The 15061-nt window shown below is 65.7% G+C and carries 13 protein-coding genes; 7 read left to right on the forward strand and 6 right to left on the reverse strand.

The window, feature by feature from the left end; translation table 11 throughout:
- Positions 1-29: 29 nt before the first annotated feature.
- The 3 genes from RBB42_RS18515 to RBB42_RS18525 form a co-directional block, all read right to left on the reverse strand.
- A complete protein-coding gene (locus RBB42_RS18515; RefSeq protein WP_305971154.1) occupies positions 30-1625 on the reverse strand; it encodes a TRAP transporter large permease in 1596 nt (531 codons plus the stop codon).
- Positions 1625-2440 carry a TRAP transporter small permease subunit gene (locus RBB42_RS18520; RefSeq protein ID WP_305971155.1) on the reverse strand — a complete coding sequence of 272 codons (816 nt, stop codon included), beginning with the start codon at positions 2438-2440 and terminating at the stop codon, positions 1625-1627. The genes RBB42_RS18515 and RBB42_RS18520 overlap by 1 nt, the downstream gene beginning before the upstream one ends.
- Before the next feature lie 155 nt (positions 2441-2595).
- Positions 2596-3606, reverse strand: coding sequence for a TRAP transporter substrate-binding protein (locus tag RBB42_RS18525; RefSeq protein ID WP_305971156.1), 1011 nt, complete (start codon positions 3604-3606; stop codon positions 2596-2598).
- A 203-nt stretch (positions 3607-3809) separates the two neighbouring features.
- Between RBB42_RS18525 and RBB42_RS18530 the strand changes: the two genes are divergently transcribed.
- Both RBB42_RS18530 and RBB42_RS18535 read left to right on the forward strand, forming a co-directional pair.
- Positions 3810-4490, forward strand: coding sequence for a GntR family transcriptional regulator (locus tag RBB42_RS18530; RefSeq protein ID WP_305971157.1), 681 nt, complete (start codon positions 3810-3812; stop codon positions 4488-4490).
- Positions 4491-4536: 46 nt separating this feature from the next.
- Positions 4537-5382, forward strand: coding sequence for a fumarylacetoacetate hydrolase family protein (locus tag RBB42_RS18535; RefSeq protein WP_305971158.1), 846 nt, complete (start codon positions 4537-4539; stop codon positions 5380-5382).
- A 50-nt stretch (positions 5383-5432) separates the two neighbouring features.
- Here RBB42_RS18535 and RBB42_RS18540 read toward each other — a convergent pair whose 3' ends face one another.
- The 3 genes from RBB42_RS18540 to RBB42_RS18550 all read right to left on the reverse strand — a co-directional run bounded on the left by RBB42_RS18540 (position 5433) and on the right by RBB42_RS18550 (position 8210).
- Positions 5433-6185: an SDR family NAD(P)-dependent oxidoreductase gene (locus RBB42_RS18540; protein WP_305971159.1), complete on the reverse strand. Its 753-nt coding sequence runs from the start codon at positions 6183-6185 to the stop codon at positions 5433-5435.
- A gap of 91 nt (positions 6186-6276) precedes the next feature.
- A complete protein-coding gene (locus RBB42_RS18545) occupies positions 6277-7332 on the reverse strand; it encodes a transketolase family protein (RefSeq protein WP_305971160.1) in 1056 nt (351 codons plus the stop codon).
- A 26-nt stretch (positions 7333-7358) separates the two neighbouring features.
- Positions 7359-8210: a transketolase gene (locus RBB42_RS18550; protein WP_305971161.1), complete on the reverse strand. Its 852-nt coding sequence runs from the start codon at positions 8208-8210 to the stop codon at positions 7359-7361.
- A gap of 164 nt (positions 8211-8374) precedes the next feature.
- Between RBB42_RS18550 and RBB42_RS18555 the strand changes: the two genes are divergently transcribed.
- The 5 genes from RBB42_RS18555 to RBB42_RS18575 all read left to right on the forward strand — a co-directional run bounded on the left by RBB42_RS18555 (position 8375) and on the right by RBB42_RS18575 (position 14909).
- On the forward strand, positions 8375-9535 hold the full coding sequence (locus tag RBB42_RS18555) for an acyl-CoA dehydrogenase family protein (protein ID WP_305971162.1): 1161 nt from the start codon (positions 8375-8377) through the stop codon (positions 9533-9535).
- The gene (locus RBB42_RS18560; protein WP_305971217.1) at positions 9535-11670 is read left to right on the forward strand and encodes an acetate--CoA ligase family protein; all 2136 of its coding nucleotides are present in this window, start codon (positions 9535-9537) and stop codon (positions 11668-11670) included. Before RBB42_RS18555 ends, RBB42_RS18560 begins: the two co-directional genes overlap by 1 nt.
- Complete coding sequence (gene bcoG / locus RBB42_RS18565; protein WP_305971163.1) at positions 11660-12571, forward strand: 3-dehydrocarnitine:acetyl-CoA trimethylamine transferase BcoG; 912 nt, start codon at positions 11660-11662, stop codon at positions 12569-12571. Before RBB42_RS18560 ends, bcoG begins: the two co-directional genes overlap by 11 nt.
- 62 nt (positions 12572-12633) lie before the next feature.
- The gene (locus RBB42_RS18570) at positions 12634-13734 is read left to right on the forward strand and encodes a Gfo/Idh/MocA family protein (protein WP_305971164.1); all 1101 of its coding nucleotides are present in this window, start codon (positions 12634-12636) and stop codon (positions 13732-13734) included.
- A gap of 17 nt (positions 13735-13751) precedes the next feature.
- On the forward strand, positions 13752-14909 hold the full coding sequence (locus tag RBB42_RS18575; RefSeq protein ID WP_305971165.1) for a Gfo/Idh/MocA family protein: 1158 nt from the start codon (positions 13752-13754) through the stop codon (positions 14907-14909).
- Positions 14910-15061 lie beyond the last annotated feature (152 nt).

The following is a 15061-nucleotide window of genomic DNA, read 5'->3' on the forward strand; positions in this document are numbered from 1 at the left end:
GCCCAAGCGGCGACCGGTCCGGCCCGGGGTCACAGGAAGATCGTGACGATGGGCGGCCAGGCCAGAAGCACCGCCAGCGCACAGAGCTGCAACGCGATGAAGGGCAGGAAGCCGCGGAAGATGTCGGTGAGAGAGATATGCGCCGGGGCCACCGATTTCAGGTAGAAGGCGGCCGGCCCGAAGGGCGGTGAAAGGAAGCTCACCTGCATGTTCATGCAGAAGACCACGCCGAACCAGATCGGCACGTAGCGCGCGTCCACATGGGCGAACCAGCCGATCTCTTCCGCCGGGAGGCGGACGACGATGGGCAGGAAGACCGGCATGACCAGCAGCACGATGCCGACCCAGTCCATGAACATGCCCATGATGAGGAAGATCAGCATCATGACCAGGATCACGCTCATGGTGGGCATGTCGGCCCCGACGATCATGTTGGCGACATATTGCGGTCCGCCCGCCAGGGTGTAGGCGGCCGCCAGTGCAGCAGCGCCGATGGTCACCCAGATGATCGTGCCGGTGGACTTGAGCGTGCGCATCAGGCTGTCGTAGACGATGTCCCAGGTCATCTCGCGCCGGATCAGGCCGATGACGAAGACCGCCACCGCGCCCATGCCCGCGGCCTCGGTGATGCCGGTGATGCCGCCGTAGATCGATCCCAGCACGACGCCGATGACGACGATGGGCGCGATCAGGCCCTTGCCCATCTCCCAGCCGACGGCGGTGCGTTCGCGCCCGACCACGAAGAAGACGATCACGGCAAAGATCACCAGGGCCCCGACCAGCCAGGGAATGTCCGAAACCATGCCCAGCAGGATCGGTTCGACACCTTCGATCACCTCGTTGGCGCCGGTCACGGTGAAGAAGAGCGCGCGCAGGATCAGCACGCCGGTCACCCAGATGCCGAAGCGGGACAGGAAGCCCAGGAACATCAGTCCCTTTTCCCCGCCCTTGGGGGCGTCCGGTTCCTCGGGCGGCAGCGGTGCTTTTTCGGGCGACAGCTGCGTGGTCACGATGATGTAGAGGATGAAGAAGGACGCCAGCATGAAGCCGGGCAGGAAGGAGGCGGTAAACAGCGCCTTGATCGAGGTTTCCGTCACCAGCCCGTAGAAGATCAGGACGATCGAGGGCGGGATCATGGTGCCGAGGCTGCCGGAGGCGCAGATGGTGCCGATGGCAAGATTCTGGTTGTAGCCCAGCCGCAGCATCTGGGGCAGGGCGATGAGACCGAGCAGGACCACCTCGCCGCCGATGATGCCGGACATGGCGGCCATGATGACGGCCATGACGGATGTCACGATGGCGATGCCGCCGCGCACGCGAGACAGCCAGACGTTCAGCGAGGAATACATGTCGCGCGCGATGCCGGATCGTTCCAGCAGTGCCGCCATGAAGATGAAGAGAGGTACCGATATCAGCACGTAGTTCGTCATCTGTCGGTAGACGGCCTGGCCCAGCACGCTGAGCGGTCCCTGTCCCCAGGTGCGGAACAGGATGTCGACGTCGAATTTCAGGACCAGCGTGACCACCGCGAGGAAGGCCGAGGCAAAGCCCAGGGGCATCCCGATGGCCAGCAGCGCGAACATCGCCAGCAGAAGGATCAGCGAGAGTGTGCCGATGTCGACCATTACTTGTTGTCCTCTTCCAGGGTGCGGCGCAGGGCCTCGATCTCGTGTTCGTCGATCTCGTCGGCGGGGGTGTGGTGTTCGGGGGCCTTGTTCCAGTCGGCGATCAGGTTCGACAGGGCCTGGATGGCGACCAGAACGATGATGAACAGGATGGCGGGCTTTACCGTTCCCGGAATGGGCGGATCCCAGGCCGTGCCAAAGGTTTCCATCCGCAGCATCCGGCGCATGGCGTCGTTGTAGCCGCCCCAGACCAGGCAGAAGGTGAAGACCCAGATCAGGAAGACCGAAACGCAGTCCGAGGCTTTCTGCATCCAGCGGGGCATCATGTCATAGATGACGTAGATGCGGATGTGGCTGCGTTGCTGCATCGCGTAGAGCCCGGCCAGCAGGAACAGGAAACTGGCGATCCAGAGCGACAGTTCGTTGGCCCACATGGTCGGCTGGTTGAAGACGTAGCGCGACACCACCTCGTAGAACATGACGAGCACGATATAGGCGATCGACATCATGGCCAGGCGCGCGCAGACCAGCGAGAGGATGTCGAAGGGCCCGGTGTGATCGACCTCGATCGTGCCCTTGTCATCGCTGAGAAAGAGCGCGGCAAAAAGCAAGGCCAGCGCCAGGGAGATCAGCGTCACCGTGACGATAGGCTTGCCCTGCGGGCGGATCATGTCGTGCATGCCGATGGCATCGGACGAGATGAACTGATTGAAGACGAGAAATATGAAGAGAGCGATGGTCAGGCCCGAAAACCCGATCATGGCCATTTGAACCGGCTTTCTGAGCGGTCCCAGCCAGACGCTGTCCTGTTGCATGCGCGGTCATCCCGGTATGTAGAGTGGCAGTTGGCCCGTTGCCCGTGCCGTCCCTCTGGCTGTTCCGCGTCCCGTGCGGGCGCCTGTGCCAGAGACGAAAACGGCGAGCCTCGCGAAAGGCTCGCCGCGATGTCACGAGGCGGTCAGCCCGGCGATCACTCGGCGATCAGTCCGAGCGCCGTCAGGTATTCGCGGTGGCTTTCCACCAAGGCGGCCGCTTCGGGGGTCTTTTCAGCCCAGCGGTCCCAGGCGGTTTGTGCCGCCTTGCGGAAGTCCGCGCGGTCCTTGGCCGACCAGTCGTGCAGCGTTACGCCCTTGGCCTGCAGTTCCGCTGCGGCTTCGGCGTTCTTCTTCTCGTTCGACAGGGCGGTGTGCAGGGTCAGTTTCTGCATCGCGGTGTCGATGATGCGCTGGTGCTGCTCGCTCAGACCGTCCCAGACGGACTTGTTGCAGGCCAGGTGGTCCGACGGCATCGAGTGGAAGCCGGGGTAGGTGGCGTGGCTGACGATGTCATACAGGCCGAGACCCACGTTGTTGTAGAGACCCGAGGCGTCGGCACCGTCGATGATACCGGTTTCCAGCGCGGTGAAGATCTCGGTGAAGTCCATCACGATGGGCGTGGCGCCCAGCTCGGTGAAGATCTCGGTTTCCAGGCCCGGGGGCGAACGGAATTTCCAGCCCTTCAGGTCATCCGGGCCGGCAATCGGCTTGGAGGACGAGAGCGATTCCTGGCCGTAGAGCCACCAGCCGATCAGCTGCATGCCCTGCGCGTTGTAGAGTTCCTGTGCGGCATCGTAGCCACCGCCGTAGTACAGCCAGGAAATCTGCTGCCAGGGCGTGTCGTAGCCGCCCATGATGTCGCCGACGAACTGGAACGCGGGGTTCTTGCCGGTCTGGTAGGCGCCGCCGGTCATGTCGCAGTCGACGATGCCGTTGATGGCGGCGTCGAAGGTTTCCGTGGTGGCCACGACGGACGAGCTGTAGAACATCTCGATGGCGATTTCGCCGCCGGACATCACCTGCACGTCATCCGCGAATTGCGCTGCCAGGACGCCCGAGGGGTGCTCGGACGCATAGTGGGTCTGGATGCGCAGGGTCACCTCCTGCGCGCTGGCCGCGGATGCAGCAATGGCAACGGCCGCGGCCGTCGTCAGGATCTTTTTCATATGTTCCTCCCTGTGGCGGGCTCCCCCCCGCCGATCGTTGTCGGGGTCGAACCCCTGTCCCCGGATGGTATACCATCACGTGAAGGCAAGCTAACCAAAGCAATGTCGACAGGCAAGGATTTTTGGTATACCAGATTTCCCTCATGGGAGGCCGCCCTGCAGGGTGGAAAAAAGGGTGCGGATTCAGGGAGGTGAACTGCGCCATGACGGATGAGACACTGCCCGAACAGATTGCGACTCGGCTGCGCCGGGACATTCTGCGTGGCGTTCTGCCGCCGGGCACGGCGGTCAAGGAGCGGGACCACGCGGCGGAACTCGGCGTGAGCCGGACACCGCTGCGCGAGGCGATTCGGATTTTGGCCAAGGAAGGGCTGGTCCAGTTGCGTCCGGCACGGTCCCCGATCGTCGCCAACCCCAGCTTTGAAGAAATTGCCCACAACATCGAAGTCATGTCGGCGCTCGAGGTGCTGTCGGCGCGGCTGACTTGCGAGCGGGCCAGCGAGGCCGAGATCGAGAGCATCGCCGAAGTCGCGGATCGTATGGACAAGCAATACGACAGCCTCGACATGCTGGACATCTTCGAGATCGACATGGGCTTTCACCGCGCAATTGCGCGGGCGGCGGGCAATCCCGTCTTGGCAGAGGTCCACCAGTCATTGCTGGCGCGCCTTTGGCGGGCGCGGTATCTCTCGGCCAGCCGCAAACGCTCGCGCGAGCGGGTGCTGAGCCAACATGACAAGATCGTTGCCGCGCTGCGCGCGCGCGATGCCGAAGCCGCCCAGGCGCAGGTGCAAGCGCACCTTGATCACCTGCTGGTCAACGTGGCCGATTTCTTCGAGTCCGTGAAGGACGAGGGCGGAGAGGCAACCGAACCGGTCGAGTGATCGGCCGAACGACAATAAAGACCCTGGAACAAGGATTGGGAAGTTTATGAAACTACTGCGTTTTGGCCCGGCGGGCCAGGAAAAGCCCGGGATGCTGGACAGCGACGGCCAAGTGCGCGACCTGTCGGCCCACGTGGGGGATTTCGCCGGCGAAACGGTCTCGCTCGAGGCGCTGGAGGCCCTGCGGGCCATCGACCCGGCCAGCCTGCCGCTGGTGGCCGAACCGGGGCGGATCGGGTCCTGCCTGGCCTCGGTGCCGAACTTTTTCTGCATCGGGCTGAACTATGCCAAGCACGCCGCCGAAACCGGGGCGGAGCCGCCCAAGGAGCCGATCCTGTTCTCCAAGGCGACCTCGGCGCTGTCGGGCCCCTATGACCCGGTGGTGATCCCGCGCAACTCGGTCAAATCGGACTGGGAGGTCGAACTGGGCGTGGTGATCGGCAAGGCCGCCTCCTATGTCAGCGAGGCGGATGCGCTGTCCCATGTGGCGGGCTATTGCGTCATCAACGACATGAGCGAGCGGGAATTCCAGATCGAGAAGGGCGGCCAGTGGGTCAAGGGCAAGTCCGCCCCGACCTTCGGCCCGACCGGCCCCTGGCTGGTCACGGCGGACGAGGTGCCGGACCCACAGGCGCTGAAACTCTCGCTGGATCTGAACGGCGAGACCGTGCAGGACAGCGATACTTCGGACATGATCTTTGGCGTCGCCGAAATCGTTTCCTACATGTCGCAGTTCATGTTGCTGCAGCCGGGTGACATCATCGCCACGGGCACGCCGTCCGGCGTGGGCATGGGCATGAAACCGCAGCGTTTCCTGAAGCCGGGCGACGTGATGGACGTGCGCATCGAAGGTCTGGGTGAGCAGCGGCAAGAGGCCGTCGCGGCCGGCTGAGGCATCAGCGTGGAAGGACATGGAAAAGGCCCCGCGAGGGGCCTTTTTTGTCAGTGGATCAGCGAGCCGCCGTTCACGTCGACCTCTGACCCCGTGACGTAGGCCGACAGGTCCGAGGCCAGGAACAGGCAGCAGCCCGCCACGTCGCTGGCCTGTCCGGCGCGGCCCATCGGGATGCCGGACAGGATCTGTTCCATCATCTCATTGGTCAATGCCCCGCCGGTGATGTCGGTTGCGATGAAACCGGGGCAGATCGCGTTGGCGCGAATGCCGTCGGGCGCCAGTTCCCGGGCCATCGCCTTGGTCAGGCCGAGGATGCCCGCCTTGGCCGCCGAGTAATGCGGCCCGCCAAAGATACCGCCGCCCCGCTGGGCGGAAACGGACGAGATATTGACGATGGAGCCGGTCTTGCGCGCGCGCATGTGCGGGATCAGCGCCTGGCTCATGTAGAGCGTGCCGCGCAGGTTCACGTCCGTCACCGCGTCGTAATTCTCCGGCTCGATCTGCATGAGTTTCAGCGGCTGTGTGATGCCGGCGTTGTTCACCAGGATGTCGACCTGGCCCAGTGCGTCGATGGCGGATTTCCCCGCCGCCTCGCACTGGGGTTTGCTGGTGACATCGCAGGGCAGCCCGATGTGACCTTCGCCCGGTAGATCAGCGGCGGCGGCACGGGCGGCTTCTCCGTCAAGGTCGAGCACGGCGATGCGCGCGCCGTGTTCGGCAAAGAGCGTTGCAGTGGCCTTGCCGAGCCCCCTCGGGCTGGCGGCGCCGGAGATGACGGCGGTTTTTCCGTTGAGAAGCATTTGGTTGTCCTGTGGTTGGCGGGGTGGGGGGGGCTGCCCCCGCCGACTTCGTCGGCTCCCCCGGAGTATTTTGCGAGAGAAGAAGCCCGGGTCACAGCCTGGAGCTGACGCGGTCCACGATGGATTCGACGCTGAGCCCGTATTGATCGTGCAGCGTTGGCAGGGCGCCCGCGTCCAGGAACTCGTCCGGCAGAGCGATGCTGTCGAAGGCGGGGTGGATGCCCGCGCGCATCAGGTCCGCCGCCACCGCCTCTCCCAAACCTCCGGTGATGGTGTGGTTTTCCAGTGTCACGACCAGGCGCCCGGTCTTGGCGGCCTCGGCGCGAATGGTTTCCGTGTCGAGCGGTTTCAGCGTGGGCACGTGCAGGACGGCGCAATCGGTGCCCTCGGCCCTTAGCGCCTTGGCGGCGTCCAGTGCGCGCATGGTCATGAAACCGGTCGAGATGAACAGGACATCGCTGCCGCCGTGGATCATCTGCGCCTTGCCCAGTTGAAAATTGTAGCCGTATTCGCCCAGCACGTCCGGCACCTTGCCCCGCAACAGGCGCATGTAGACCGGGCCGGGGTGGTCGGCGATGGCATGGGTGGCCTGCGTGATTTCCGTCGCGTCGCAGGGATCAACGATGGTCAGGTTGGGCATGCCGCGAAAGATGGCGAGGTCCTCGGTCGCCTGGTGGCTGGGGCCATAGCCGGTGGTCAGCCCGGGCAGGGCGCAGACGATCTTGACCGGCAGGTTTTCCTCGGCAATCGCCATGATGATGAAGTCATAGGCGCGGCGTGAGGCAAAGACCGCGTAGGTGGTTGCGAAGGGGGTAAAGCCCTCTCGTGCCAGCCCGGCTGCGGCGGAGATCATGACCTGTTCGGCCATGCCCATCTGGTAGAACCGGTCAGGGTAGGCGTTGGCGAAAACGTGCAGGTCAGTGTATTTCGACAGGTCCGCCGTCAGTCCTACGATGTCGTCGCGTTTCGCCGCCAGGTCACAAAGCGCATTGCCGAAGGGGGCGGCGACGGTGTCGCGGCCCTCGGCATCCAGCGAGGCGATCATGGCGGAGGTGGTCAGGCGCGCTCCATCCTCGGAGACGGGGACGGCGCGCGGGGTGTATTTCGATTTGCGGCGCGAGGTCGGGCCGATGGGGGCTTCTTGCATGTCTCTGGCTCCTTGTCGGTCCGGGCTCAGGCCGGAATGGCGTCGTCGAGAATGGCGATGGCGCGCGCCCATTCAGAGGGTTCCACGCGGACGAAATGAGTGATTTCGCGCTCTTCGAGGAAGGGCACGCCCTTGCACATCTGGGTCTTGCAGATGATGACGCGGGGGCGCGGCTCACGCAGGTTGCGCGCGGTGTCGAAGGCCGCCACGAGGGCGTTCAGGTCGTTGCCGTCCACTTCTTGCGCGTGCCAGCCGAAGGCAGCCCATTTCGGTGCCTCGTCGCCCTTGGCAAGGGCCTGCGTGGTCGGGCCGTCGGCCTGCTGGTCGTTGAAATCCACGACGCAGATCAGGTTGTCGAGCTGGTGGGAACTGGCGGACATGACCGCCTCCCAGGTCGATCCCTCGCCCAACTCGCCGTCCGACATCATGTTGTAGACGAAGGCCGGGTTCTTCTTGCGTTTCAAACCCAGCGCCGCACCCACGGCGATGCCAAGGCCGTGGCCGAGCGAGCCGCCGGTGATTTCCATTCCCGGCGTATAGGCGGCCATGCCGGACATGGGCATGCGGCTGTCGTCCATGCCGTAGGTTTCCAGCTCGTCCTCTGGCAGGATGCCGGCCTCGATCATCGCGGAATAAAGCGCGATCGCGTAGTGGCCGATTGAGAGGTAAAAGCGGTCGCGCCCTTCCCACTCCGGCTCGTCAGGCCTGTAATTCAGCGCGTGGAAATAGCTGACGGCCAGAACGTCCGCCACACCGAGCGCCTGCCCGATATAGCCCTGTCCCTGCACCTCGGCCATGCGCAGCGCCAGCCGCCGGATGGACCAGGCCCTGCGCGCGAGGCTGACATTGGCGCCCGCGTGTTGCGTTTCGGTGGACATGGTCTCCTCCCTAGTCCGATTTGGTATACCATTTTCCAGAAGAGACGCCACGTCAAGGCGAGAGGCCGTCCCTTGCTTTGTCGCATTCAGAAGAGGATCGGGCGTTTTCGGTTTGAGGGTCGCGCCAAACTCGACTTGGATGGGGGCAAAGCTGGGAGGACGCGATGCAGTTCGGATTGAGCGACGAGCAGGAGATGATCGTTTCGACGGTGCGCAGCTTCGTCGAAAAGGAGATCTATCCTTTCGAGGCCGAGGTCGAACGAACCGGACAGGTGCCGCCGGGTCTTGGCGAAGAGATCAAGCGCAAGGTGATCGACCTCGGCTTTTACGCCTGCAACTTCCCCGAGGAGGTGGGGGGCGCGGGGCTGGGCCACCTCGATTTCACGCTGGTCGAGCGCGAGCTTGGGCGCGGCAGCATGGCGCTGACGCATTTCTTTGGCCGACCGCAGAACATCCTGATGGCTTGCGAGGGGGAGCAACGCGAGCGCTATCTGCTGCCCGCCGTGCGGGGCGAGCGGATGGATGCGCTGGCCATGACCGAGCCGGAGGCCGGCAGCGACGTGCGCGGGATGAAATGTACCGCGGTGCGGCAGGGGGGCGACTGGGTGGTGAACGGGACCAAGCACTTCATCTCGGGCGCCGATCACGCGGATTTCTTCATCGTTTTCATTGCCACGGGCGTGGACGAGACCCCCAAGGGACCGAAAAAGCGGATCACCTGTTTCCTGGTTGATCGCGGGCATCCGGGGTTCGAGGTGCGCGATGGCTATAACTCTGTCTCGCACCGGGGCTACAAGAACTGCATCCTGGACTTCACCGATTGCCGCTTGCCGGACGCACAGGTGCTGGGCGAGGTCGACGGCGGGTTCGAGGTCATGAACACTTGGCTGTACGCCACGCGTTTGACCGTGGCGGCCTTTTCCGTGGGGCGGGCGCGGCGCTGTTTCGACATGGCGGTGGATTACGCGGCGCAGCGCAGGCAGTTCGGTCAGGCGATTGCCAAGTTCCAGGGGGTGTCCTTTCAGGTTGCGGACATGGTGACAGAGATCGACGCCGCCGACTGGCTGACCCTGGCCGCGGCCTGGCGGCTGGACCAGGACCTGCCGTCGAACCGCGAGATCGCGAGCGCCAAGGTCTACGCGACCGAGATGCTGGCTCGGGTCACGGACACGACCTTGCAGATCTTCGGCGGCATGGGGCTGATGGACGATTTCCCCATCGAACGGTTCTGGCGCGATGCCCGGGTCGAGCGGATCTGGGACGGCACATCCGAAATCCAGCGCCACATCATCGGGCGGGAGATTTTCCGTCCCCTGGGGGCGTGATGGCCCTCGGCGCCAATGACACTGCCGGGTCCTTGGCGCGCCTCCTGCATCCCCGATCCATTGCGGTGATCGGCGGCGGGGGGTGGTGCGCGAATGTCATCCGCGAATGCCGGAGGATGGGCTTTGACGGGCCGCTCTGGCCGGTGCATCCGACGCGCGCCGAGGTCGGCGGACTGCCGGCTGTGGCGCGGGTGGAGGACCTGCCGGAATCGCCGGATGCGGTCTATATCGGCATAAACCGCGCCGCCACGGTCGAGGCGGTGCGGCTTCTGTCTGCTGCCGGCGCGGGTGGGGCGATCTGCTTTGCCTCGGGATTTGCCGAGGCGCAGGCGGAACTGTCGGATGGCCGGGACATGCAGGCGGCGCTTTTGGCGGCGGCGGGGGAAATGCCGGTGCTGGGGCCGAACTGCTACGGCATGCTGAACGCGCTCGACCGGGTCGCGCTCTGGCCCGACCAGCACGGATTGGTCCCGGTGGAAAGGGGCGTGGCGATCCTCTCGCAAAGCTCCAACGTCGCGCTCAACCTGACAATGCAACGGCGCGGCCTGCCGATCGCCTTTCTGGGCACCGTGGGCAACCAGGCGCAGGTGGACCTGAGCACGCTGGGCATGGCGCTGCTCGAAGACCCGCGGATCACGGCGCTGGGGCTTTATGTCGAGGGCATTGCTGACATCCGCGGGTTCGAGGCCCTTGCGGCGCGGGCACGTGCATTGGGCAAGCGGATCGTGGCGCTGAAGCTGGGGGCCTCGGAGCAGGCGGGCGCGGCGGCGGTGTCGCATACGGCATCCCTGACCGGCAGCGATGCGGGCGCGCGGGCCTTTCTGCGACGCATCGGGGTGGCGCAGGTCTCGTCCCTGTCGGCCCTGCTGGAATGTCTGAAGATCCTGCATGTGGCCGGGCCTCTGCGTTCCAACCGGCTGGTCTCGGCTTCTTGTTCGGGCGGCGAGGCGAGCCTGATGGCGGATACCGGCCTGGGCTACGACATCACCTTTCCGCCCCTGGGCACCGTCCAGCGGGAGGCGCTGCGCGCGGCGCTGGGTCCCAAGGTGGCGCTGGCCAACCCGCTGGATTACCACACCTATATCTGGGGCGACGTGCCCGCGATGAGGGCCTGTTTCGCCGGGCTGGCGCAAGGGGACGATCTAGGCGCAGCTGTTGTCGTGCTGGATTTTCCGCGCGGTGACCGCTGTTCGAGCGCCGATTGGGAGCCGGTGATCGACGCGGTGACACAAGCGCGGGGCGATGTGCCCTTGGCGGTCCTGTCGAGCCTTGTCGAGACGCTGCCGGAGGATGTGGCCCGGCGGCTGGTGGCGCTTGGGATCGTTCCGCTCTGTGATCTGTCGGCGGCTCTGGAGGCGCTGGCGGCGGCGGCCTTCCTTGGCCGCGCGGTGGACCCGGCGCCGGTGTTGTTGGCGCGTGAGGAGGGGGCGCTGCCCCCGTCGCGTTCCGCGACCCCCCCGGAGTATTTTGGGAAAGAAGAAGCGGGGGGTGTTCTGCAGGAGGCCGAGGCGAAACGGATCCTGGAGGGCGCGGGCCTTGTGGTGCCGGCGCATGCGCGCGCCGCGACACCGGGTGTGACGGCAGAAGCGGCGGCGCGGATCGGCTTTCCAGTGGTTCTGAAGGGCGAAGGCTTTGCCCACAAGAGCGAGGCGGGCGCGGTGCGGCTGAACCTGGCCTCGGCGCAGGCGGTGCGGTCGGCGGCCGAGAACATGGACGCGCGGGGCTACCTGATCGAGGAAATGGTCGGCGGCGCGGTGGTGGAACTGCTGATCGGCGTGGTCCGCGATCCCGCGCACGGGTTTGTCCTGACCCTGGGCGCGGGCGGCATCTGGACCGAGATCCTTGGGGATACGCAGGTGCGGTTGTTGCCGGTCAGTGAAGCGGAGGTGCGCGAGGCGCTGGCGGGCCTGCGGATCGCGCCGCTGCTGGCCGGCTATCGTGGCGCGCCGGGGGCGGATGAAACGGCGATTGTGGCCGCCGTCCATGCGGTGCAGGCTTTCGTCGCGGCCCATGCCGACAGGATCGAGGAACTGGAGATCAACCCGCTGATCGTCACGCCCGACCGGGCGGTGGCGGCGGATGCATTGATCCGGTTGAGGACGGAAAGACAGGAAGGAGAGGGCGATGCCGCTTGAGATGAACAGAGAGGTCTTTATCACCTGCGCGGTGACGGGATCGGGCGGGACGCAGGACCGCAGCCCGCATGTGCCGCGCTCTCCGAAAGAGATCGCCGAAAGCGCCATCGCGGCGGCCCGGGCGGGGGCGGCCGTGGTGCATTGCCATGTCCGCGATCCCGAGTCCGGGGCGCCCTCGCGGGAATTGGCCTATTACCGCGAAGTGACAGAGCGCATCCGCGATGCCGAGGTGGACGTGGTGCTGAACCTGACAGCGGGCATGGGCGGCGACATTACCTTTGGCTCGACCGAGGCGCCCTTGCCGGTGAACGAGGCCGGGACCGACATGATCGGCGCCGAGGCGCGGGTGGCGCATATCGCGGAATGCCTGCCCGAGATCTGCACGCTGGATTGCGGCACGATGAATTTCGCCGAGGCCGATTATGTCATGACCAATACACCCGGCATGTTGCGCGACATGGGCGCGCGCATGACCGCGCTGGGGGTCAAGCCCGAGATCGAGGCCTTTGACACCGGTCACCTGTGGTTCGCCAAGCAATTGGTGAAAGAGGGCGTGCTGGAGGGACCCGCGCTGGTGCAGCTTTGCATGGGGGTGCCCTGGGGCGCGCCGGATGACCTCAATACCTTCATGGCGATGGTCAACAACGTCCCGGATGACTGGTGTTTCAGCGCCTTCGCGCTGGGGCGCAACCAGATGCCCTATGTGGCGGCCTCCGTGCTGGCGGGCGGCAACGTGCGCGTCGGGCTGGAGGACAACCTGTTCCTCGACAAGGGGGTGCTGGCGACCAATGCACAACTGGTCGACCGCGCCGTGGGGATCATCGAAAACCTCGGTGCCAAGGTCATGGGACCCTCAGCGGTGAGAGAAAAACTGGGGCTGACCAAGCGCGCGCCCAGATAGGTCTTGTCGCCCCGACGGTCGGCGTCGCAGGGTTGCCGGGCGCTGACATCGGGGGAGGGGACATGGCCAGCATCGGGATCGGAATCGTCGGCGGCGGATACATGGGCAAGGCACATTCCGCCGCCTTTGCCGCTGTTGGCACGGTATTCGAGACAAGGTTGAAACCGCGTCTGGTGGCCATCGCCGGGTCCACGCCTCACAGCGGCGCCCGCTATGCCGAGGCTTACGGGTTCGAGCGCGGTGCCCATGACTGGCAGGCCCTGGTTGAGGATCCCGAGGTGGAGGCGGTGGTGATCGCCTCTCCACAGTCGACGCACCGCGAAATCGCGGAGGCGGCCTTTGCGCTTGGCAAGCCGGTGCTCTGCGAGAAACCGCTGGGCCTGACGCTGGAAGAGGCGCGATCCATGTTGGCCGCCGCCGAACGTGCGGGGGTCGCGCATATGGTGGCCTACAACTATAGCCGGACACCCGCGACGCGCTTTGCCCGCCAGTTGATCGCTGCGGGCGACCTGGGGCGGGTGCATCACCTGCGCATCGAACATACCGAGGATTTCCACCTGACCTCGATCCTGCCGCCCTGGCGGTCGCAGGGCGAGGCCAACGGTTGCCTGGGGGACCTTGCGCCGCATCCGATCAATGCCGCACTGGCGCTGGGCGGGCCGATTGCCGAGGTCTCGGCGGTGATCGAGACGGTTTTTCCCGAACGCAATGGCGTGGCCGTGACCAACGACGACCAGGTTCTGATGACCCTGCGCTTTGAGAACGGGGCCAGCGGACAGCTTTTTGCCAGCCGCGTCGCGACGGGGCGGAAAATGGGGTATGCCTATGAAGTCACGGGGGAAAAGGGCGCGATCCGTTTCGACCAGGAAGATCAGAACGCGCTCTGGCTTTGCGATGGGGCGGCGCCGGCGGAACGGGCCGGGTTTACCAAGGTCCTGACCGGTCCGGCGCATCCCGACTACCGGGGGTTCTGTCCGGGGCCGGGGCATGGGACCGGCTACCAGGATCAGATCATCATCGAGGCGAAGGATTTTCTGCAGGCCATCGACGGCGGGTCTCCGGTCTGGCCGACCTTCGCCGACGGGGTCGAGGTGCACCGCGTGATCGCCGCGGCCCGCGCTGCGTCGGTGTCGGGGAGCTGGGCACGGGTGGCGGATTTCTGAGACCGGGAGGGCAGGCAATGACAAAACTGAACTGGGGCATGATCGGTGGCGGAGAGGGCAGCCAGATCGGTCCGGCGCACCGGCTGGCCGCGGGGCTGGACGGGGCGTTCGATTTCGTCGCCGGGGCGCTGGATCATCGCGCCGAGGAAGGTCGGGCGTTCGGTCAGCGACTGGGGCTGGCGGCCGACCGGGCCTATGGGAACTGGCGCGAGATGCTGGAGGGCGAGCGGGGGCGCGAGGACCGGGTCGACCTGGTGACGGTGGCCACGCCCAACGCCACGCATTTCGAGATCAGCAGGGCCTTTCTGGAGGGCGGGTTTCACGTCCTGGTCGAAAAGCCCATGACGATGACCGTCGCCGAGGGCGAGGAACTGGTGGGTCTTGCGCGAGAGACAGGGCGTATCTGCGCGGTGAACTATGGCTACTCGGGCTATGCGCTGGTGCGGCAGATGCGGGCGATGGTGGCGGCGGGCGATCTGGGCCGCGTGCGGATGGTGGTGGCGGAGTTCGCTCACGGCCATCACGCGGACGCGGGCGATGCGGACAACCCGCGCGTGCGCTGGCGCTATGACCCGGCGCAGGCCGGGGTTTCGGCACAATTCGCCGATTGCGGCATCCATGCGTTGCACATGGCCTCTTTTGTCATCGGGCAGGAGGTGGAGCGGCTTTCGGCGGACACGGTAAGCTGTATCGAAAGCCGGGTGCTGGAGGATGACGCGCAGGTAAATCTGCGGTTCGACGGCGGTGCGGTGGGGCGGCTCTGGACCTCGTCGATCGCGCTGGGGCGTCAGCACGGGCTGACCTTGCAGGTCTTTGGTGAAAAGGGAGGGCTGCGCTGGGCGCAGGAGCAGCCGAACCAGCTATACTGGATGCCGCTGGGCGGACGGCTGGAAGTGATCGAGCGTGGCGGACCCGGCCTGTCACCCGAGGCCACCCGCGCCAGCCGGGTGACAGTGGGCCATGCCGAGGGAATGCCGCTGGCCTTCGGCAATCTCTACGCTGACCTGGCCGAGGCGATCCGGGCACGCAGGGAAGGACGAGAGATGGACCCGGCCGCGGATCTGTACCCCCGGGCGGAAGACGGTTTGCGTTCGATGGCCGCCGTCTTTGCGGTGGCCGAGAGCGGCAAGGCCGAGGGCGCTTGGGTGGAGGCGCGGCCGCCCATGATGCGCTGAGGGGCCGGATACGGGGACGGGGGCGGACGCTGTTCCGCGCCTGCGGCGCCAAAGACGCCCCGCCCACCGTCCCTTGGGACCGCGCTCCGGTCTGATCGTCCTCTTCGGGTCGGTCCAAGCCGACAGCCAGCCAGGAAAAACCCCGCCTCGGC

This window comes from Mameliella sp. MMSF_3455, from assembly GCF_030733205.1.
Lineage (GTDB): Bacteria > Pseudomonadota > Alphaproteobacteria > Rhodobacterales > Rhodobacteraceae > Antarctobacter.